Consider the following 20,515-nt stretch of genomic DNA (forward strand, 5'->3'; position numbering starts at 1 on the left):
ATGAAAAACATACTGGAAGAAAAGCGAATCCTCATTACCGGCGGAACCGGCTCGCTTGGCAAAAGTCTTGTTCGTCGGATTATTTCGGGGGAGCGTGGCAATCCGAAAAAAGTCATCGTGATGAGCCGAGATGAGGGGAAGCAGCATGAGATGCGCCTTTCCTATCTCAGCAGGGGTGCAAGTACCGATGAGGTTATCTATCGCAACTTCCTGAATATGCTGGAGTTCCGCATTGGTGACGTTCGTTCCTACGCAGATGTGTGTGCTGCAATGCGCGATGTCGATATCGTCATCAATGCGGCAGCTTTGAAGCAGGTGCCGACCTGCGAGTATTTTCCGGAACAGGCCGTCATGACTAACTGTGAAGGGCCGGTAAATATCGTTCGCTCCGTCCGCGAGCGTATGTCGACACCAGAAGTCGTGATCGGCGTGTCCACCGATAAGGCATGCAAACCCGTTAATGTGATGGGTATGACGAAAGCCATTCATGAGCGGATTTTCATTGCTGGCAATGTCTTGGCGGAGAAGACCCGTTTCGTGGGTGTTCGTTATGGCAACGTGCTTGCGTCGCGCGGTTCCGTCATTCCCGTCTTTCATGAGCAAATCAAGAATGGCGGTCCGGTGACATTGACGGTTCCGGAAATGACGCGTTTTTTGCTGACGCTCGACCAAGCCGTCGATACTGTCTTTGAAGCGATTGAACGAGCGTTCCCGGGTGAGATCGTCGTCCCCCGTGCACCGTCCGCCACTGTTCTCGACATCGCCAAGGCCTTGATTGGCGAACGCAATATAGCGACCAAAATCGTCGGTATTCGCCCTGGCGAGAAAATGCACGAGCTTATGGTATCAGAGGAAGAGTGCGATCATACCATCATCCGCGGGAATTTCATGGCAATTCTTCCCATGCTGCCAGAACTGCAGCGGGATTCACCGGATAAGTCCATTCTCGGAAAGGAGTTCAGTTCCGGCGACACGGTGATGACACTGACCGAAACCAGGAGCTTGCTTGAGCGGCATAAACTGCTGGTCGAACAGCGTGATTTTGCCGATACCTCTGAGCTTCTGCGCTGAGATCGGCCATGCCCAGATCACTGGAAGTATCGAGGTCGCGTTTGAAGGTTGCGACCATCGTTGGGACGCGCCCCGAAATTATCAAACTGAGTCGTGTTATCAATGAGTTGGATCGCTATGTCGATCATGTGATCGTTCATACCGGCCAAAACTACGATTACGAGCTGAATGAAGTTTTCTTCGAAGACTTAGGTATTCGCAAGCCGGATCATTTTCTAAATGCTGCCGGCACGACTGCTGCGGATACGATCGGATCAGTCATCGCCAAGAGCGATGCCCTATTACGTGAGATCAGGCCGGACGCCATTCTTCTCTACGGCGATACCAACAGTTGCCTGTCGGTCATCGCAGCCAAACGGCTGAAAATTCCGGTCTTTCACATGGAGGCGGGCAACCGTTGCTTCGACCAGAGAGTGCCGGAGGAAATCAATCGCCGGATCGTCGATCATCTCAGCGATGTCAATATGACGCTGACGGAGCATGCACGGCGTTACCTTCTGTCAGAGGGGATCAAGCCGGAGCTGACGTTCGTGATAGGGTCTTCGATGCCGGAAGTTTTGGCGTATCATCAACAGGCGATCGCAGCATCGACTATATTGGAAAAACTCTCGCTCGATCGAGGCGGATATTTCGTCGTGTCCAGCCATCGCGAGGAGAATGTAGATTCACCTGAGAAACTGCTTATGCTTCTCGACGGACTTGATATGCTTGCCGAGCGGTTTGAAAAGGAAATCATCGTTTCCACTCACCCGCGTACGCGCAACCGCTTGGGCGGTGCCGAGCTCGAGAGATCGCCTCGGGTTCGCTTTATGAAACCACTTGGCTTTCTCGACTATGTGAAATTGCAGCAGGAGGCTTTCTGTGTGGTTTCGGACAGCGGGACGCTGACCGAGGAGGCCTCCATTCTCGGCTTTCCCGCGGTTATGATCCGAGAGGCGCACGAGCGGCCGGAGGGAATGGATGTGGGCACCCTCATTATGAGCGGCCTGGATCCGGAGCGCCTGTGCGACAGTGTCTCAGTCGTCACATCTCAGGCGACGGATATTGCTGACGGCCGCGCCGCGCCGCTGATCGCGCCACGCGACTACATGATCGAAGATGTAGCGCGCAAAGTGGTCCGGATAATCTTGAGTTACACCGGGTACATTAACCGGACGGTTTGGTCGAAGTGATCGATTACGGACTGACGCCGGGACAGATGGCCCACGCAGGGAAGATGGTTGTGCGAGATAGAATAGCATATGTGGTCCCCACCAAGGATCGCCCTGACGATCTGCGGAAACTTTTCGAAAGCCTTCGGACGCAAGGCGAGGCACCCGATCAGGTAATTATCGTCGATGCAAGCGAGCCACCGATAAGGGCGATATGCGACGAATTCGCCGATCTTCCACTAACGTATGTCCGCGTATATCCTCCGTCGCTCGCCAAGCAACGCAACGCTGGAATGGCAACGCTAGATGACGGGATTACGATTGCCGGCTATCTCGACGACGATCTCGAACTCGAACCAGATGCCACCAGCAAGATGAAAGAATTCTGGAGTGCCGCGGGGCCGGATGTTGGCGGCGCAGCCTTCACCATCGTCAATCAGCCTTTGAGACAGTCTGCTTTCGGAGCCGCTGCCGACTTCTTTCTATTGAACGCGAAGCGGCAGGGTCGGTTGCTACGATCAGGCTTTGCTTCGTCTATCGCGGTTCCCTCCGAAGACATTGACACCGACTGGCTATATGGTGGCGCCACGCTTTGGCGGCGGAAAGTAATCGAGCAGCATCGTTACGATGAATGGTATATCGGCCACGGGTTTCTCGAGGATGTGGACTACAGCTATCGTGTGTCGCGAAATCACAAACTCTGGGTTGTTGCGGCTGCCCGGGTATGGCATTGGCCTCGACCAGTGATGGCGTCGAAACAATTTACGCTCGGCGTGCAGCAGGTCGTGAATCGTATATACTTCACTAGGAAGATGGGAACTTTTTCCGCCATGGCTCTTTCATGGGCGCTTCTCGGGCAATGCTTCTTTAACATAGCGCAATCCGTTCAGCAGAGGGAAAGCAGCGGTTTCCGACGCTTTCTGGGGAATCTCAAGGGTCTTGTCCTAGTCATGAGCGGCAGGCTCAATTCAGTCGATGGAATCTGGAAGTAACGCATACCTATCCTATCGGACTAAAAGCCGGTTGTACATTATAAGGATATCAACGGGCCATGCGCATTCTGTTCGTCTCCCAGTATTTTTGGCCAGAGGACTTTCGCGCTAACGATATCGTCTTGGGATTGAAGGAACGCGGCCACGAAGTTGTTGTTGTCACCGGTCTGCCCAACTATCCGGGTGGCAAACTGCTCCCGACCTATTCATTGTTTCGGGGGCCTTATAGGGAGGAGTGGAACGGGATAGAAATTATTCGCAGCCCGTTGTTGCCGAGAGGCCAGTCCGACGGCATCAAGCTAACTTTGAATTATATCAGCTTCGCACTTTTCTGTTCCATGATCATGCTGTTTCGCCGCAGAAAGGCCGATATCGTCTTTTGCTGGATGGTGTCGCCGATCACACAGGTACTGCCCGCCATTGTTGCCAAAAAACTACTGAGCGTCCCGCTCGTGCTCTGGGTGATGGATCTCTGGCCCGATAGTCTTTTTGCGTCCGGGCGAGTGTCGAACCGGTATCTGATCGCATTGGTCGGAAGCTTCACCAGATGGATCTATAGACGGTGCGACATCATCTTGGGACAATCTCGGCGGTTTATCGGGCATATAAAAAAGGTCGGGAAGTTTTCACACGATCGCGTTTATTATATGCCCCAATGGGAGCCGCCTGTTCTGCCTGCGGATTTGGTAGCCATCAGTCTCCCGCCTCTTCCCGAGGGATTTCGGATCGTATTTACTGGCAATGTGGGATTTTCACAAGATTTCGGCACAATCGTCGAGGCAGCCCGGCGTTTGTCCGCACGATCGGATATCCACTGGATTGTCGTGGGAGAGGGCGATGCGCTTCAGTGGGTGCGTGAACGGGTCGCAGAAGCCGGTCTCCAGGCGAACTTTCATCTGCTCGGACGTTATCCGTTCGGTGCGATGCCGGAATTTTACCATAACGCCGATGTTTTGTTGGCGACCTTGCGCCGGGTCGAGATCTTCAGCATGACCATTCCAACCAAAATTCAATCCTATCTTTCGAGCGGCAGACCGATGATCACCGCGATTGATGGTGAGGTCGCCGAAATTGTATCCGAAAGCGGAGCGGGATTTGCCGTCCCAGCAGGAGACGCCGAGAGCCTGGCTGGTGCGGTCCTGAAAATGGCATCGCTTTCCAAACGCGAGCGCGCGGAGATGGGAGAGCGAGGACAGCACTACTTCCGAAAGAACTTTGGACGGGATGAACTCCTTGACCGTCTCACAACATTGCTTAAAGAGGTAGCAGAAAGTGGTTCGCGATCTTGAAGCGGTGGCGTGGAAAGGGCTGCGGAACTGCAAAGACTGCGGACGTCGCCGTCAGCGACTTTGATGCGGAACTACAGGTACAAGGACATAAAGCATGATCCCCTACGGCCGTCATCATATCGACGAAAGCGACATCAAGGCCGTTGCCGACCTGCTGCGCGATGGATTTCTTACACAAGGGCCGATGGTAAGCGCGTTCGAGAATGCCGTGGCTGCCTATACGGGGTCAAGATTCGCGGTGGCCGTTTCCAGCGCGACTTCGGGACTTCATCTTGCTGCCGCGGTCGCCGGCGCCGAACCTGGCACAGCTCTGGTGACCTCGCCGATAACCTTCGTGGCCAGCGCCAACGCTGCGCTTTACAATGGAGCTGCTCCGCTGTTTGCCGACATCGATCCGGCCACTGTCAACATAGATCCGGCAAAGCTAAAGCAGGTGCTAGCGATGAACAGCAATGTCAAAGCCGTCATGCCGGTTCACTACGGCGGACTCGCCTGTGACATGGCCGAAATTCGCAGAGTTGCCGATGGGTTCGGCGTTTCCGTCATAGAAGACGCCGCGCACGCGCTTGGCGGAAACTATCCGGACGGCGGAAGAATCGGAAATAACAGTTTCTCCGACATGACGGTGTTTTCGTTCCACCCCGTCAAGGCTATTGCTGCCGGCGAAGGCGGCATGATCACGACCAATAGCGAAGATTCTTATAAGCGCCTCCTGAGACTCCGCAGCCACGGCATCAATAAGTTGGACGATCCGTTCATCTATGCCGAAGATGCGTTTGAGGGCGGCGAGGCCAATCCCTGGTACTACGAGATGCTGGAAGTCGGTTACAACTACCGCATCACCGATATCCAATGTGCCCTTGGACTTTCGCAGTTCAAAAAGCTCGACCGATTTATTTCAAGGCGGCGGCAGCTCGCCAAGCTCTATGATGATGCTTTCAGTGATTTCAAAAATCTGCGCCCTGCTCAGCCGAGGGAAGGGCGTGATCGGAGCGGGCTGCATATCTATGTTGTGCGGATAGATTTCGAAGCCATCGGTATGGGACGCGGGGAACTTATGCGCGCGCTGAGAGCCCGCAATATAGGATCGCAGGTCCACTATATCCCGGTTACCAGTCAGCCCTATTATCGCGATCTCGGTTTCAAGACTTCGGACTATCCAAACTCGGCGGATTTCTATGGCCAAGCGCTGAGCATTCCGCTTTATTTTGATCTGTCCGACGATGAGCTGGCAATGGTCATCGAAGCGCTTCGAGAACTTGTTGGATGAAGCTGAGCCTGGGAACTGCGCAGTTTGGGTTGACCTATGGTGTGTCCAACACCATAGGTCAACCCACGGAAGAAGAGGTAGCGCTCATTATAGCGCGGGCACGCCAACACGGCATTCGCACCATAGACACTGCCACAGCCTATGGGGATGCCGAGATGATATTGGGCGAGGTCGGGATCGAAGGTTTCGACATCGTCACCAAGATCGGTGGCGTTGATGGCCCCGATCTTGCAAATGAAGTGAGATCGTCGCTTTCAAGGTTGCGCATCTCAAGTCTGCATGGGCTCTTGTTGCATCGTCCTTATGAACTGCTTGCAGATCAGGGCGCCGGTCTCCAGGATGCTATGGAGCAATTGCGGACGGCAGAAGTGGTGAAGAAGATTGGAGTGTCGGTCTACGATCCTTCCGACCTTGATGCGATTATTCCAGTTTTTCGGCCTGATATCGTCCAATTGCCCCATAACATTTTCGACCGTCGGATGGAGCGAAGTGGCTGGTTGCAGAGATTGAAGGACATGGAAGTTGAAATCCATGTGCGTTCAGTATTTCTGCAGGGCTTGCTAGTTATGCCGTCGTCGGCGCGCCCGGCTCGGTTCGCGCGCTGGCAGCCATTGTGGGAGCAATATGAGAACTGGTTAAGAAAGGTTGGTCTTACGCCCGTTGAGGCTTGCCTTGGATTCGCACTTGCAAACCCGCTGGTCGACCGCGTGATCGTAGGTCTTGTGAATACGGAGCAGATGGAAGAAGTACTGTCGGTCAATCCGTTGACGGAAAGCGTTCCCCAAATTTTGGCGAGCGACGATCAGTTCATGATAAACCCAAGCCTCTGGAATAGTTGAATTTTTTCCGCATCGCACGGCGGATGGAGTGGATTGACATGAAAGTTGTTGCAGTTGTCCAAGCAAGAATGGGATCGTCGCGTCTTCCGGGCAAGGTGCTTCGAGAGATTTCAGGCCAGCCGCTGATTTCAGTGCTGATGAAACGAATGGCGCAATCACTAAGATTGCATGAGTTGGTCGTGGCAATCCCGGAGGGGCCTGCTGACGATGTTCTTGCGCGGTTTTTGGATGCGAACGGATACAAGGTCTTCCGTGGCTCCGAAGGCGATGTCCTTAAGCGATATTTCGATGCCGCAAAGGAGCACCAAGCCGATGTCGTGGTCAGGGTAACGGGCGACTGCCCATTCATCGATCCTGCGGTGCTCGATACGGTCATCGACACGTTTGTTTCGTGCGCCGCAGACTACGCCTCCAACATTGCGCCGCCGACTTTTCCTGATGGCCTTGATGTGGAAGTTTTCGGATTCTCCGCTCTTCAACGCGCACATCTCGAAGCGACAGAGCTCGCGCACCGTGAACACGTCACTCCCTACCTACGGGAAAGCGGTTTGTTCAAAACGATCAATGTCAGCAACGAGTACGATCATTCCTCAGAACGCTGGACAGTGGATGAAGTGGGAGATCTTCAGGTTGCAGATGCAGTTTTGGCTCACTTGGGGCCTGATATCGATTTTACTTGGCAAGACATCCTCCAGCTCAAGATCGATCGGCCGGAACTCTTTCAATTGAACAGCGGCATAGCGAGAAACGAAGGGTTGACCATGCGCAGCGGGCAGAAACTCTGGAAGCGAGCAAAGGATGTTATCCCAGGCGGAAACATGCTCCTGTCGAAACGGGCTGAAATGTTTCTTCCAGGTCAATGGCCGGCCTATTTCAGCAAGGCGAAAGGACACACGGTCTGGGATCTGGACGGAAATATGTACATCGATACTTTCTTGTTTGGTGTCGGAACGAACACTCTTGGATACGGTCATCCGGAAGTGGATGCTGCTGTCTTGGCCGTGATCGCCGACGGCAACATGTCAACGCTGAATGCGCCCGAGGAAGTCTATCTCGCGGAGCGTCTCATCCATATCCACCCATGGGCAGACATGGCTCGGTTTTGCCGTTCGGGCGGAGAAGCGAACGCGGTCGCGATACGGATTGCGCGAGCAGCTAGCGGGCGGGATAAGGTCGCATTCTGCGGTTATCATGGCTGGCACGACTGGTATCTGGCTGCAAATCTCGGAAACGATCGTGTGCTGGCCGGCCATCTCTTGCCAGGACTGGAACCTCGCGGTGTTCCGCAGGAATTGCGCGGATCGATTTGCCCGTTCTCTTACAACTCGATTGCCGAGTTCGACGAGGCGGTATCCGATCCGGAAGTTGGAGTTATCTTCATGGAAGTGTCCAGAAATTCAGGGCCGCAGGAAGGCTTTCTAGAGCATGTCCGAGACGTCGCCTCGCAGAAAAATCTGGTGCTGATCTTCGATGAATGCACTTCCGGTTTCAGACAGAGTTTCGGGGGGCTCCATAAGATTTACGGCGTTGAGCCCGATATGGCTACATTTGGCAAAACAATAGGCAACGGCTACGCGATTACGGCCGTGATCGGCCGTCGTGCGATCATGGAAGCGGCGCAATCGACCTTTATCTCCTCCACCTTCTGGACCGAGCGCATCGGTTCGGCTGCGGCGCTCAAGACATTAGAAGTCATGGAGCGTGAGCGTTCTTGGGAGGTCATTACCGCGACCGGGCTTGACATTCGGCGCAGATGGCAGCAGCTGGCGGATGATTATCGGCTTGTGATTGATCATTGGGGTCTTCCTTCACTGTGTGGCTTCACCGTCAGAAGCGATAATGCGCTCGCCTACAAGACGCTGATCACCCAGGAGATGCTCGCCAAGGGCTATCTTGCGGGTAACAGCATATATAGCTCGATCGTTCATACGCCTGACGTTATTGAAACCTTCTTCGAGAAGCTGGCGCCGGTCTTTAGGCTTATCAAGGAATGCGAAGACGGACGGAACGTCGTGGATCTTTTGAACGGACCTGTTGCCCATGGCGGTTTCAAGCGCCTGAACTGATGATGGACCTGGGTCGGTGCCCCACGAGAGAATTTTGAATGTCGGGAAATTCCGGAGTTCTTGTTTTCCGCTGCGATGGTTCAATATCGATTGGTAGCGGACATATGATGCGTTGCATCACCTTGGCGGAAACGCTTCGCAACTTTGGATATCGTTCGCACTTTATCTGCCGGGAACTTGAGGGAAATCTCATTTCAGTTGTGGCTGAAAGGGGTTTTGAGGTTCACCGTCTTCTGTTGGTTCCGCAGCCCGCCATCGATTTGGAAAGTACGCAGGAGGAGGCGTTCCACGAACAAGCGGATGCTCTCGAATGCCGAGAGATTATGAAAGCGATCCAGCCTGAAAGGGTGATTGTCGATAGTTACGCACTAGGATCTGGATGGGCGAAGAACGCGGTTCCAATGGGTTGCGACGTGTTAGTCATAGACGATCTCGCGGACAGGCCGCTGTTGTGCGATATCGTTCTTAACCAAAACTTCGGCCGGCAAGTCGAAGAATATGATCATCTCTTGTCAAGCGGGTGCAAGCGGTTGATTGGCCCGCTGTTTGCACTCATCCGACCTGAATTTGCTCAAGCCAGATCGCGTTCCTTGTCCAGGCGGCGAGGACAAAGCCTTCAGCATTTGCTCATTGCATTTGGCGCTACCGATCCAGATAATTGCAGCGGTAAGGTCCTTGCCTACCTTTTGGAACAGCGGCCCTTTTTGGTTCAGAGGATCACGATTGTTTTGGGAGCACAGGCGCCGCATTTTGCTGACGTATTGCAGCGTGCGAGGACTGCCCCGATCCCGGTAGACGTCCTTTCAGGAGTGGCCGATATGGCTGAATTGCTCGTCGGCTGCGACGCCGCGATCGGTGCAGCCGGAACAAGTGTCTGGGAGAGATGCGTACTCGGTGTTCCGTCGCTGCTGCTTACGTTTGCGGAGAACCAGCGAGCTGGAATGATCGCGCTAGACGCCGCATACGCAGGTATTGCACTTGGAGATGCCCAGGCTATGGACTGGCAGATCAAACTTCGGGATGCTCTGACGAGACTCAGCGATCCCGATGTCCTTAACTTCTACAGTGAACGAGCGTCCACCATCTGTGAGGGGGTGGGGGCCGAGCGAGTGGCCCACGTAATCATGTCTCAGCGGCTGATTCTGCGTGATGCAACTCTGGACGACGCCCCGGCCATTTGGAATTGGAGGCGGGGCGGAGGAGCGGAACGCTATTACAGATCCCCACAAAGGGGAGATATCAATGCGCACATCGCGTGGTTCAGAATGGCATTGGAAGATCGGAAACGTCATCTTCTGATTTTTGAGGTTGATTCTGTGCCGGTGGGGCATATTCGTCTGGATCGAAGTGAAGATGGGCAGACGGCAGAAGTCAGTATATGCATCGATCTTGCCCATCGTGGAACTGGGCTGGGGGCGCGCGCGCTGGGAAAGGCACTGGATTTCGCACAGAAACAGGGGATAAAAGCCCTTTATGCGGAAATTCACCACGACAATTTCGGATCCTTGAAGGTTTTCCGCGGGCTGCAGTTTGATACTGTCGAAGAATCAACCCCATTTTTGCGCTTGAGGTTGGTCCTTTGAGCGTAAGAGCCTTTGGCGCATCCAGCTTGGGTTTGCTTTACAAGCGTGCATGATTTGACTATTGCACCTGTTCCTATAACGGCCTCGCGGGGAGGTGAAAACGCTATCCCAACAGACCCAATGGAGAATTCGATGACGATAAAAATCGGCGATCGGTTTGTCGGGCCCGAACACGCTCCGGTCATCATCGCGGAAATGTCCGGGAATCATAATCGGTCGCTGGATAGAGCGCTGTCGATCGTAGACGCCGCTGCGGACGCTGGTGCGCACGTTCTGAAGCTGCAGACATATACACCCGATACGATTACGCTCAATGTGCGTGGCGGCAACTTCGAGATTTCAGATTCTGGCAGCCCCTGGGCAGGCAAGAACCTCCATGATCTGTATGCGGAGGCCTACACGCCCTGGGAGTGGCATGCGCCGATTATGGCGAGGGCCCGCGATCGCGGGATGCAATGCTTCAGTTCGCCTTTCGACGAGACGGCAGTGGACTTTCTGGTTGGCCTGGATGTTCCGGCATTCAAGATCGCTTCTTTCGAGAACAACCACCTTCCGCTGATAAGAAGGGCCGCAGCCACGGGAAAACCTCTGATCATCTCCACAGGAATGGCGACGATTGCAGAATTGGACGAGGCTGTTCGGACTGCACGGGCCGCAGGTTGCAAGGATCTCATCCTCCTGAAGTGCACGAGCACCTATCCGGCAACACCACAGAACAGCAACATTCTGACGATACCGCATATGTCGGCGCTTTTCGATTGCCAAGTCGGTCTCTCCGATCACACGATGGGCGTCGGCGTGGCGGTGGCAGCAGTGGCGCACGGGGCGACGGTGGTGGAAAAGCACTTTACTCTGCGACGGGCCGATGGCGGCATCGACAGCGCCTTTTCCCTTGAGCCGGAGGAAATGAATAGCCTCGTGTTGGAGACGGAGCGTGCTTGGCAAGCACTTGGCGCCGTGGCCTACGGGCCGACAGAGGCAGAGCAGAAATCGCTTGTATTCCGGCGGTCGCTCTATGTTGCGCGTGAGATTCATGCTGGCGAGGTTTTTACGACGGAAAATATCCGCATCGTTCGGCCTGGGCAAGGATTGCCTCCGCGCGATTTCGCAGCCGTTTTGGGGCGAAAGGCAAATCGCGATCTGTCCATAGGCACGCCGATGTCGTGGGAATTAATAGGATAGGGACCGTAGATGATAGCGACACAGCGGCTGTTCCTGCGGCCCCTGCGGCAGGAAGATGCGACGCAACGGTATCTCGATTGGTTTCGCGGTCCCGCGTCCGAGAGAATCTACTCCAGCGACTTAATGAACGAAACGGACGATCTGCGACGCTATATCGCAGAGAGGCAAGCGCGCGAAGACGTTTTGTTTCTCGGAATATTTGAGCGGACATCGGGTGACCATATCGGAAATCTGAAGTATGAGCCGATTTCCGAAAAGGAATTTGTGGCGACCATGGGCATTTTCATCGGCGAGCCCTCAGCTCGCGGTAAGGGAATTGCCGGCGAAGCGATCCAGGCGGCCAACTCCTGGCTTAAGGATCGTCGTCGCATCCGCAAAATCGTTCTCGGGGTCGAAACCAACAATATCGCGGCCATAAGGGCATACGAAAAGATCGGTTTCCTATTTGAGGAATGCGAGGAGATTTCTCCCTCTGCATCGACGCTCAGCATGGTGCTCACTCTATGAGGTTGCGACGCACCGTCGAAAAAATGCTTGCCCGTCGTCAGCGACAGGCCGTTCGTCGCTATATGCGGGGTTACCGTCGACTCAGGGACACGGGAGACCTTGCAAAAGTCGATAATATCAAGAACGCACTGGCCCATACCGAAATCGGTGTGGCCGGCAATGCTTCCATTTCGTTCTTCGGCCCGTCGCTGCCATTTGCCGACAAGGTCATCCGTCAATACTTGTTGATTACAATCGCGGAGAAGTCGCTGAACAGAAAGCTTCTGGCTGCCTCCAGTCACGCGGGACATTCCATAGTTCACCCGCTTCCCGCGGTTTGGCGGCGAGCGCTCGTTGCGCATGGATTTCCGGTGTCGAACCTTCGCTGCCGGTTGCTTTGGATGGCTTTTCTGGTTGCAATGTTCTGTTATGGGCTTTTCGCTATATGCCGGACGTTGATGACTGCCCTGGCGCGGGGGGACGCGGTGCCGATGGGCGACACTGCCTATTTTGCTGGCATCTCAGCCGGCCAACTGCCGAGACGCCAGCAGCCCAGCTATGATATATTCTCCTGGTATGCGTCTTGGACTTCTCGTGCTCCAGCCTTGCAAGCGCTGACACACAGCATCGGATCGCCGGCGCCGACGCCGGCGGGCAATCTGCCCTTGCGTTTTGTCCGACAGCCGCAGCCGCTACCCGCAGGATTCGATGAATGGCGCAGGCTGGCGTGGCGCTATTGCAGCCTCATTTATCTCGCTGTGGCCGGAGCACTGCGGGGTCGGTGGTGGCATGTCCTTTTGCTTCGCGAGGCCGCAAGGGCCGCGGATATAAAGGCTGTATCGCCCGATCGTCTTCCACGGGATTATCTGATCAACAATTCCGGATGGCTGTATAGGCCAATCTGGACTTACTTCGCCGAGGCGGCCGGTAGCCGCGTCCTGTTTTACTTCTATTCGACAAACTGCGAGGTCTTCAAAAATCCTTATGGATATCCTCGTCAAAGCAACCATTGGGAACTGTGCAGTTGGTCAACCTACCTCGTGTGGGACAAATATCAGAAGGATTTCATTCGCCGTCTCGGTCTGAATGCTGACATTCAGATTGTGGGTCCCATCTGGTTCTCCGACGCCGATGCGGAAATTCCATCCTTGACCGGCGCGAAGGTCGCTGTGTTTGACGTTCAGCCGATGCGGGACTCCATCTATCAAAGTTTTGCGTTAAGTATGGAATACTACACGCCCGACACGGCGATCCGATTTGCCGAGGATGTCGTCGCAGGTGCGCAAGCTAGCGAAGTTCAGGTTCTCTGGAAGAGAAAACGCAACATAGGCAGGAATGTCCACTCGCATTATGCGAAAGTTCTCGACCGGTTGGGAAATGCGGACCGCATCGTATCCATCGAGCCTTCTTTGGCTGCCCAGCACGTCATTGCGGGTTCGGATTGTGTGGTGAGCATGCCGTTTACATCGACGGCCATTATCGCTCGCACGATGAACAAGCCATCATGCTATTATGATCCGACAGGTCTCGTAGAAGCTGACGATCGCGCCGCGCATGGAATCGAGATATTGAAGACGGCCGGCGAACTTAACGCTTGGATTCAAAAAAACGCGATGGTACATGGCCCCGTCGATGGGAGTAGGCAGAATGAATGAACGGCGCATTATCGAAATTGGATATGGCGATGTTCGCCGTGTAAGGATCGGCCGAGGCCTGCCGCTGGTCTATATTGGCGGTCCATGTGCAATCGAAAGCAGGGATCACGCATTCAAAATGGCGGAAGCCATTGCGGCTGTGTGCGATCGATTGAACATGCCTTGGATCTACAAGTCCTGCTACGATAAGGATTCGCGTTCATCGGCAACAAGTTTTCACGGCGTCGGGCTTGAAGACGGCATGAGAATTCTCTCGGATATCCGCAACGAATTCGGGGTTCCGGTGGTGTCAGATTTTTCGGACCCATCTTGGGCGGCCGCAACGGGTGAAGTCTGCGATTTAGTCCAGGTCCCCGCTTATTTGTGCCGGCAAACTTCCATTCTGCGGGCAGCCGCCGAGGCAGGGCGTCCCGTTCATCTCAAAAAGGGACAATTCATGAGTCCCTGGAATATGCGAAACTCGGTCCGCAAGCTCGAATCCTTCGGCTGCGATCAGATCCTCCTGACCGATCGTGGAACTTTTCTCGGCTATAACATGTTGGTCAACGACATGACCTGTTTTCCGATCATGGCCAAAACGGGCTATCCGGTTTGCTTTGACGCCACCCACTCGGTGCAAATGCCGACGTCGATGGGCAATCTTTCCGGTGGCCAGCGCGAATTCATTCCATTCCTAGTGCGCGCCGCCGTCGGCGGTGGTATCGATGCGCTTTTTATGGAAACGCATGACGATCCCGATAATGCGTTGTCTGACCCGAACACCGTTTTGGATTTAAGGTATTTGGAATTGGTGTTGTCACAGGCCATTGCCATGCATGAAGCAAGGCTCTCGATCCTGGACCAACATGGAGAAGACAATGTCCACCCGTCCATTTAAGGATTTCCGCGTATCGGAACTGGCAATGCCAATCGGAGATTTTCCGGTGGTATCGATGCAAACGATATTCAAGACAGCTCTGGAAGAAATGGGCCGCAGCAAACTCGGCATCGTTTGTATTACGGACCCAGGTATGATGCTTTTAGGGGTTGTAACCGATGGCGACATCCGCCGCCGGCTTTTGTCGGATCAACGTCCCTTCTCAGCCCTGTTCGGCGATGATGCACTGGATCACGCTACTCGTCATCCCGTGACAGTGAGTGCAGATGCGAGCCTTATGGATGCCATCCAAGTGATGGAGGATAGACGGGTTTGGGACCTGCCTGTTGTTGACGCGGACGGTCGGCTGGAAGGCCTTCTCCATCTTCATCGGGTCATGCAAGTCCTCCTGGGTGTCAAGGAATTTTCGCCCGCGGCGCGGTCGTAGATGTCCGACACTGTCGCGATCTTTGGCAATTTCAACCCGCGCGACAGATCGTGCCCACCCCAACAAATCCCAGCCAGAATAAGGCAAAATGGCGGGTCGGTTGGCGCGGCCGATACAGCGCCGCATCTACAATAGCTAATACGGACGATGCGGAAATTTGCAAGGACACGGCTGCCGCTAGTTGGTATGAGTTCCCGTCAATCATCGGTGACCTATACCATGCGTAGCCCTTCACGAAAATTTATTCCATCACTCCATCTGTTGCGCGGTATATGCGCGGTGTCGGTGGCTTTGTACCACTACTTGGCCTGGGGGCACCAGTTTGTCATCAGCAGTATGGGCACATTCGGTGTCTACACCTTCTTTATTCTCTCTGCGGTGGTATTACTCCACACGCATGCCGAAGAGTTCCATGATGTTATCTCGAGAGAGCGTTTACTGAAATTCTACGTGCTCAGGTTTGCCCGGGTAATTCCCCTCCTTGCGGCTGTCACCTTATTCGGCATGGTTTTCGTCCATTTCCAGCAGGGCGCCTCTTTCGACTATATGTGGAAGAAGAGCTTTCTGACCGCTTCTGGACTGTTTGCTTTGCATATGCCGGGGATACTGTCGACGACAACGGGTGCGTGGTCTCTCGGGATAGAGATTGTATTCTACTTGCTTTTTCCGGTTTTGGCGTTGCTATGCTCGGTTATGTCGACACGAGCAATTGCGTCATGGGTGGTGCTTCTTCTGTTGGCACAGTATGCGTTGCTGAAATCTCTTCCGGAGTCTTCGGCTCCCGAATTTTGGGGCCAATACATCATGCCTTTGACATTTGCGCCATTTTTCGGGGTCGGCTTTTTGATATATCGATCGCACAGAATCAACTCGCACTTAGATCTCGGGCTATCGCTGGTATGCTTATCCCTGGTATTTGGCTTCTCACTCATTTCGCGGGGAGACGTATTGGCTGCCGGTTTCACATATCTGCTGCTGACGGGACTCGCCGGTGGCGCGGTTTATTTCGCGTGGTCTGCAAAGCTACCAGCTTTGCTCTTACCTCTTGCGATGTTTCTCGGGAACATCAGCTACTCGCTTTACCTTACGCACTGGATTGCGTTTGAGTTCGCCAAGAAGTCAGGTGTTCCGGCGATATTCCCCGTTGTAGCGATTTCGATCGCGTATTTATGTTGGAAATTTATCGAAAGACCTGCACGACGCTTTCTGACCCCGCCTCCTACGGAAACGGCCTCTCCAACTGCAGCCGGTTTGTCTCAATCAAAGTAATGAAGTTCTGAAAGGTGGTCTTTCCACCGCGGCGCCGGTCGATTAGTCTCCAGCGATTTACAACCCAGATTGAAGCAAGAAAATGCTGTCTGATCTGTGTTTTTGTATGCAGCTGGTATTTCGACCACCGTGGATTACCTAACCGAGAGGTATTGATGAAACTAGAACGTAAAGACATCCAGCGGGGGAGGCGAATATAGTGACTTACTTGGAAGCGCGAGCTCGCACCGGATTCGACCTTGCGAGGTTATTTGTTCCGGTTTTTATCATTACTGCTATAGCAGCCAACGTATTGACAGCACAAACAAGAGATTGGCTGATGCTGGCTGGGAGAGGATGCCATTTAGCATCCATTGGCTTCGCGGTCAGTCTTGCCTTAGCCGCATCCCGTGGCAACTTGGTATTTATTGCAGCTCTTATTATCTCATTTGTCGCCGGGGCGTTACTAGGCGCTAGAGAATTGTACGTCGACTTACTCTGTATTCTCTTTCTCTTTGCAGGGGCGCTGGTATCTCGATATGATCTAAAACGGACCACGTGTACTCTTCAGCTCTTGACGCTTGCCAGCGGCGTATTGATGTTTCTACAGGTGGTCGGAGTGGGGGAATGGACACAATATCTCAATACTGCCGGTGGCTCAGAAATACCGCTGACCCCGTTTCCGACATTCCTTGTACCGGCACAAGACCTAATGGCTCAGCACGTCCAGGGGCGTCCCGTAGGATTATTTCATTCTAATCCATTTGCGTGCCTAATTGTACTTGTGACCTTGGCTCTGACCCTGTCGAGTGACGAAGAGCGATCGGTGTGGTTGGACATTTCGCTTGGCGCTGTAGCCGTTCTTACTCTTGCTAAAGCAGTCTATCTCGGAGTGGCCCTGATCGTTTTGCTGACTGTCTACAGAGGGAGTGAGCGCCAGCGGTCCAGCGCCTTACGCTTTGCATTTATGTTTGTAGGCCTTGTCATCGCTTACATTGCACTCTTTCCAGGTTTGACGTCTATATTCATGTTCAATCCCCAGACGTTCGTTGTGAGCGTGATGACCAGAATTATCGATATTGGCGTGACGCTGGCTCCCCAGCACAAAGCTGAGCTTATGGCATTTCTTGAATGGATTGAAAGCATTGTCGGATCGGCCGAGTTGACAAGCCATCTCATCCCGCAGCTGATTGATATCTATTCGCAGGAGCGCCTCTCAATATTCACACTGATATACCAAGTGCGCACCGGATTCGTCATCTTTCTGGGCGTGCTTTTTTTAATTACCTGTACAAGCCGCTCGACGCGACACGGATTAATCTGGACCAAAAATTCCTTCGCTCTTCAAGATCTTGCTTTGTTGGTTGCACTTTTCTCTATTTCTCTCGCCGCAAATTTTGCTGGCGCCCAGCTGTTTTGGTTCTTTGTGGGACTGGCAATCCCATCGTCAATAACAGATGCGATCGTGGATGATTTGAAGACATGAGCTGCTGATACTAAGTAGAAGTCCTTCCCGTCCATCTATTTCTTGCGAGAATATTTCTCCGTCACGGTAGCTGGCTATCTTCTCATGAAGAAATTCATGGTGTGATGGGCAGCAACCGCTAAGCGGATAAAAAGTTCGGGATCGAAGCCGCCACTGACCTGAAGAGGTCGCTTCAGTTTCTGACCGAGTATTTGCGCAAGTTCGTCCCGAGTTGGTCTCTGGCTCCGGTCATCCGAGCGCTGCAGACGCTGCGAGGGGTGGATCTGATCGTCGCCGTTACATTCGCCACGGAAGTCGGTGACGTGAGCCGATTTGATAGCCCTCGCCAACTGATGGGCTATCTCTGCCTGGTCCCTGGTGAGTGATCAACGGGCGAGACGGTCAGGCGGGGCTTGATCACAAAGGCAGGCAACGGTCGGGTTCGGCATATGCTGGTCGAGAGCGCGTGGACTTATCGCTACCCGCCGAAAGTCGGCGCGAGAAAGCTATACCGCCTCGAGGTAGTGCCGCCGGCAGTCAGAGAGATCGCGTGGAAAGCTCAGAGCCGGTTGACGACTCGATATCGCCTGCTGGTCGCACGGGGAAAGCGGACGACGGTGGTTTGCACCGCAATTGCCCGAGAATTGGCCGGCTTCATGTGGGCCGTTGCAATGGAGGCGCAGGCAAGGACATAGGTCACCGCAGCGAACTTCACCTCGCGCATGGGCGGAGGCGGGACAACGGCAGGGGAACATCCTTCAGACGCTTTATGGCCGGCATTGTCCGACGCCCGCAGTAAGATAGGAACAGCCCCGGACGCATTATCGGGAATGCGGTATCCAACCCGCGCATCAGAGCTTGATCACCGACGTCCTTGAGTTCCGCCTCCACCCATACGCGATCATCCGAACAGCCGTTCGTTTGGGCGGTCGGTTCCTCATGCCTAAAGCAATGACAACGGACATCAGAGCGCTGTAACCGCTGTTCTGCCCCCACATTGCCTGCTGTCGGCTGATCTGTGATCGACGTTTCATGGACGAGCGACAAGGAGTTTCTCCATGGACACTACATTGGAGGTTCGTGAGCGTCCGACGAATGCATTTTTTGCGTCTACGAGGCGCGGTTTAGGACTTGCGGCTTAGCTCATCTGCCATGACGCGCTCGATCATCTCGGGATCGCATTGTTCATCGACGAGGAACTGGCGGATTCCACGTAAGCGCGATTTTCGCTGCACGTTGACGCCAACCCGTTGATTGGCATCGGATCAACGTTTGGAACCGTATTGTGTCAGGCGGCTTCGGTTCTGGCGAAGTTGAACGGCAGCAGGTCGACGATGTCGGCCCTTTCGTCCCGCTGCGGCAACTCAGTGAGCACGTAGCGCAGCCAGGCGAGTGGGTCGACGCCACAGGCGCGGCAAGTCAGCATCAAACTGTAGACCACTGCGCTGGCCTTGGCTCCGTCGGCGGTGTCGCTGAACAGCCACGATTTTCTTCCGGTGGCAAAAACTCTGATTTCGCGTTCCAGAATGTTGTTATCGATCGGGATCCTGCCGTCGCTGGTGTAGCGTGTCAGGTAATCCCATTGGTTCAGGGTGTAGGAGACGGCGTCGCCGAGCTTGGTATCCGGCACGACCTTCGGCGCGATGGCGTCGAGCCAGGCCTTTAGGGCGTTCAGGACAGGCAAGCTGTGCTGTTGGCGGAAACGGCGAATGCAATCAGCCGTCGTCTCACCGGCATCTGGGGTTTTGTCTCTTGCCTGCTTTTCGATCCGGTAGAGCTGCTCGAAGAACCGGAGTGCCTGTTCCGGCGGTCCGCCTCCATTCTTCCGGGTTTTGAGAGCCTCGACGAAGCGCCGTCGTGAATGAGCATGCATCCGACATGGGTTGCGCCATGCAATGTGCGCCACGCGGTGTAGCCATCGGTCACCAATATGCCGCGGTAGTCACCGAGGAAGGTCTGGGGGTGGATCTGGCCTCGGCCGGGCTGATAATCGAGCAGTACGATTGGCTGGTCACTATCCTCGCCACTGCGATAAGCCCACATATACGATGTGCTGGTGGCCTCCTTGTCCTTTTCCTTCAGGACCTGGACTGTCGTCTCATCGCCATGAATGAGAGGCTGCGATCGCAACCGCAGTTTCAGAGCGTCATAGATGCGATGCAGATGCTTCTCGCTTGAACCGATGACCCAGTGAGCGAGAGCGCCGCGGCTGATCGGCACGCCGGCCCGCTCAAATGTCTGCGCCACGCGGTAGAGCGGTGTGCCATCGACGTATTTGTGGACGAGCGCGAAGGCTAGCGTCGAAGCGGTAGCGATGCTGCCCGGCAGGGGCTGCGTCGGCATCGGTGCGATCACGACGGGGGTGTTGATCCCGGTGCGGTCGCAATGGCGGCAGGCATATTTGAACCGGACGTTCTGCAGGACCTTTGCCTTGACTTCGATATGAAGCTGCTCGGTAACGGCCTCGCCCATGCGATGCATTTGACTATCGCAGCACGGGCAAGCCTTCTGATCGTCGGGAAGGTCATATTCGACACGCTCACGCGGCAGGTCTTCCGGCAGAGGTCTACGGCCGCGCTTTTTTCCCACGGCGCTCTCGACCGCCGGCAGGCCCGTGTCCGGGAGATCGACAACGTCATCACTGTCGCCGCTGTCATCTTCGTCGGCAGCCTCTTCGGCTTCGTTGAAGAGGCGATCAACGTGCTTTTCGCTGCGGGGTGCAAAGCGATGCAGCTTTGCAAGCGCCAGCTCCTCCTCAAGCTTGACGACCCGCTGCGAGAGCGCTTCCTTCTCGGCTTTGAGCGCAGCGATTTCGGCAGCATTGGCTGCCAATTGCGCCATCAGTTCTGCAATGCTCGGTTCGCCGGTGCGAGTCATCAGATTCTTGAATCTGAACCGCCCCTGCGCGTCAATC

Annotated in this window: 15 protein-coding genes and 2 pseudogenes; 16 read left to right on the plus strand and 1 reads right to left on the minus strand. The window is 54.5% G+C overall.

Annotated features, from left to right (window positions below; all coding sequences use genetic code 11):
* The 16 genes and pseudogenes from RLEG4DRAFT_RS36715 to RLEG4DRAFT_RS39635 all read left to right on the plus strand — a co-directional run.
* Entirely contained in the window at positions 1 to 1,071 is a 1,071-nt protein-coding gene (locus tag RLEG4DRAFT_RS36715; RefSeq protein WP_003584422.1) for a polysaccharide biosynthesis protein, read from the plus strand.
* 8 nt (positions 1,072 to 1,079) lie between these two features.
* Positions 1,080 to 2,243, plus strand: a complete 1,164-nt coding sequence (gene wecB / locus RLEG4DRAFT_RS36720; protein WP_003584423.1) for a non-hydrolyzing UDP-N-acetylglucosamine 2-epimerase — start codon at positions 1,080 to 1,082, stop codon at positions 2,241 to 2,243.
* Complete coding sequence (locus RLEG4DRAFT_RS36725) at positions 2,240 to 3,214, plus strand: glycosyltransferase family 2 protein (RefSeq protein WP_003584424.1); 975 nt, start codon at positions 2,240 to 2,242, stop codon at positions 3,212 to 3,214. Before wecB ends, RLEG4DRAFT_RS36725 begins: the two co-directional genes overlap by 4 nt.
* A gap of 59 nt (positions 3,215 to 3,273) precedes the next feature.
* Positions 3,274 to 4,503, plus strand: coding sequence for a glycosyltransferase family 4 protein (locus tag RLEG4DRAFT_RS36730; RefSeq protein ID WP_003584425.1), 1,230 nt, complete (start codon positions 3,274 to 3,276; stop codon positions 4,501 to 4,503).
* 94 nt (positions 4,504 to 4,597) lie between these two features.
* Complete coding sequence (pseC, locus tag RLEG4DRAFT_RS36735) at positions 4,598 to 5,773, plus strand: UDP-4-amino-4,6-dideoxy-N-acetyl-beta-L-altrosamine transaminase (protein WP_003584426.1); 1,176 nt, start codon at positions 4,598 to 4,600, stop codon at positions 5,771 to 5,773.
* Positions 5,770 to 6,612, plus strand: a complete 843-nt coding sequence (locus tag RLEG4DRAFT_RS36740; protein WP_003584427.1) for an aldo/keto reductase — start codon at positions 5,770 to 5,772, stop codon at positions 6,610 to 6,612. The genes pseC and RLEG4DRAFT_RS36740 overlap by 4 nt, the downstream gene beginning before the upstream one ends.
* Positions 6,613 to 6,650: 38 nt before the next feature.
* A complete protein-coding gene (locus RLEG4DRAFT_RS36745; protein ID WP_003584428.1) occupies positions 6,651 to 8,678 on the plus strand; it encodes an aminotransferase class III-fold pyridoxal phosphate-dependent enzyme in 2,028 nt (675 codons plus the stop codon).
* Positions 8,679 to 8,716: 38 nt separating this feature from the next.
* Positions 8,717 to 10,261 (plus strand): UDP-2,4-diacetamido-2,4,6-trideoxy-beta-L-altropyranose hydrolase, encoded by a 1,545-nt coding sequence (pseG, locus tag RLEG4DRAFT_RS36750; RefSeq protein WP_003584429.1) that lies wholly within the window; start codon positions 8,717 to 8,719, stop codon positions 10,259 to 10,261.
* A gap of 132 nt (positions 10,262 to 10,393) precedes the next feature.
* Positions 10,394 to 11,443 (plus strand): pseudaminic acid synthase, encoded by a 1,050-nt coding sequence (pseI, locus tag RLEG4DRAFT_RS36755; RefSeq protein ID WP_003584430.1) that lies wholly within the window; start codon positions 10,394 to 10,396, stop codon positions 11,441 to 11,443.
* Between the two features lie 9 nt (positions 11,444 to 11,452).
* The gene (locus tag RLEG4DRAFT_RS36760; RefSeq protein ID WP_003584431.1) at positions 11,453 to 11,950 is read left to right on the plus strand and encodes a GNAT family N-acetyltransferase; all 498 of its coding nucleotides are present in this window, start codon (positions 11,453 to 11,455) and stop codon (positions 11,948 to 11,950) included.
* Positions 11,947 to 13,584 carry a polysaccharide biosynthesis PFTS motif protein gene (locus RLEG4DRAFT_RS38195; protein WP_003584432.1) on the plus strand — a complete coding sequence of 546 codons (1,638 nt, stop codon included), beginning with the start codon at positions 11,947 to 11,949 and terminating at the stop codon, positions 13,582 to 13,584. The genes RLEG4DRAFT_RS36760 and RLEG4DRAFT_RS38195 overlap by 4 nt, the downstream gene beginning before the upstream one ends.
* Positions 13,577 to 14,461, plus strand: a complete 885-nt coding sequence (gene kdsA / locus RLEG4DRAFT_RS36770) for a 3-deoxy-8-phosphooctulonate synthase (protein WP_003584433.1) — start codon at positions 13,577 to 13,579, stop codon at positions 14,459 to 14,461. The genes RLEG4DRAFT_RS38195 and kdsA overlap by 8 nt, the downstream gene beginning before the upstream one ends.
* Positions 14,442 to 14,888, plus strand: coding sequence for a CBS domain-containing protein (locus RLEG4DRAFT_RS36775; RefSeq protein WP_037094571.1), 447 nt, complete (start codon positions 14,442 to 14,444; stop codon positions 14,886 to 14,888). The genes kdsA and RLEG4DRAFT_RS36775 overlap by 20 nt, the downstream gene beginning before the upstream one ends.
* A 219-nt stretch (positions 14,889 to 15,107) precedes the next feature.
* Positions 15,108 to 16,157 (plus strand): acyltransferase family protein, encoded by a 1,050-nt coding sequence (locus RLEG4DRAFT_RS36780; protein WP_171898264.1) that lies wholly within the window; start codon positions 15,108 to 15,110, stop codon positions 16,155 to 16,157.
* Between the two features lie 199 nt (positions 16,158 to 16,356).
* Positions 16,357 to 17,622 (plus strand): hypothetical protein, encoded by a 1,266-nt coding sequence (locus tag RLEG4DRAFT_RS36785; protein WP_003584436.1) that lies wholly within the window; start codon positions 16,357 to 16,359, stop codon positions 17,620 to 17,622.
* 197 nt (positions 17,623 to 17,819) lie between these two features.
* Positions 17,820 to 18,296 (plus strand): annotated as a pseudogene (locus RLEG4DRAFT_RS39635) (transposase); the annotation flags it as partial.
* Between the two features lie 593 nt (positions 18,297 to 18,889).
* Here the strand turns inward: RLEG4DRAFT_RS39635 and tnpC are convergent.
* Positions 18,890 to 20,478 (minus strand): annotated as a pseudogene (gene tnpC / locus RLEG4DRAFT_RS36795) (IS66 family transposase).
* Positions 20,479 to 20,515 lie beyond the last annotated feature (37 nt).

The organism is Rhizobium leguminosarum bv. trifolii WSM2297 (assembly GCF_000271845.1).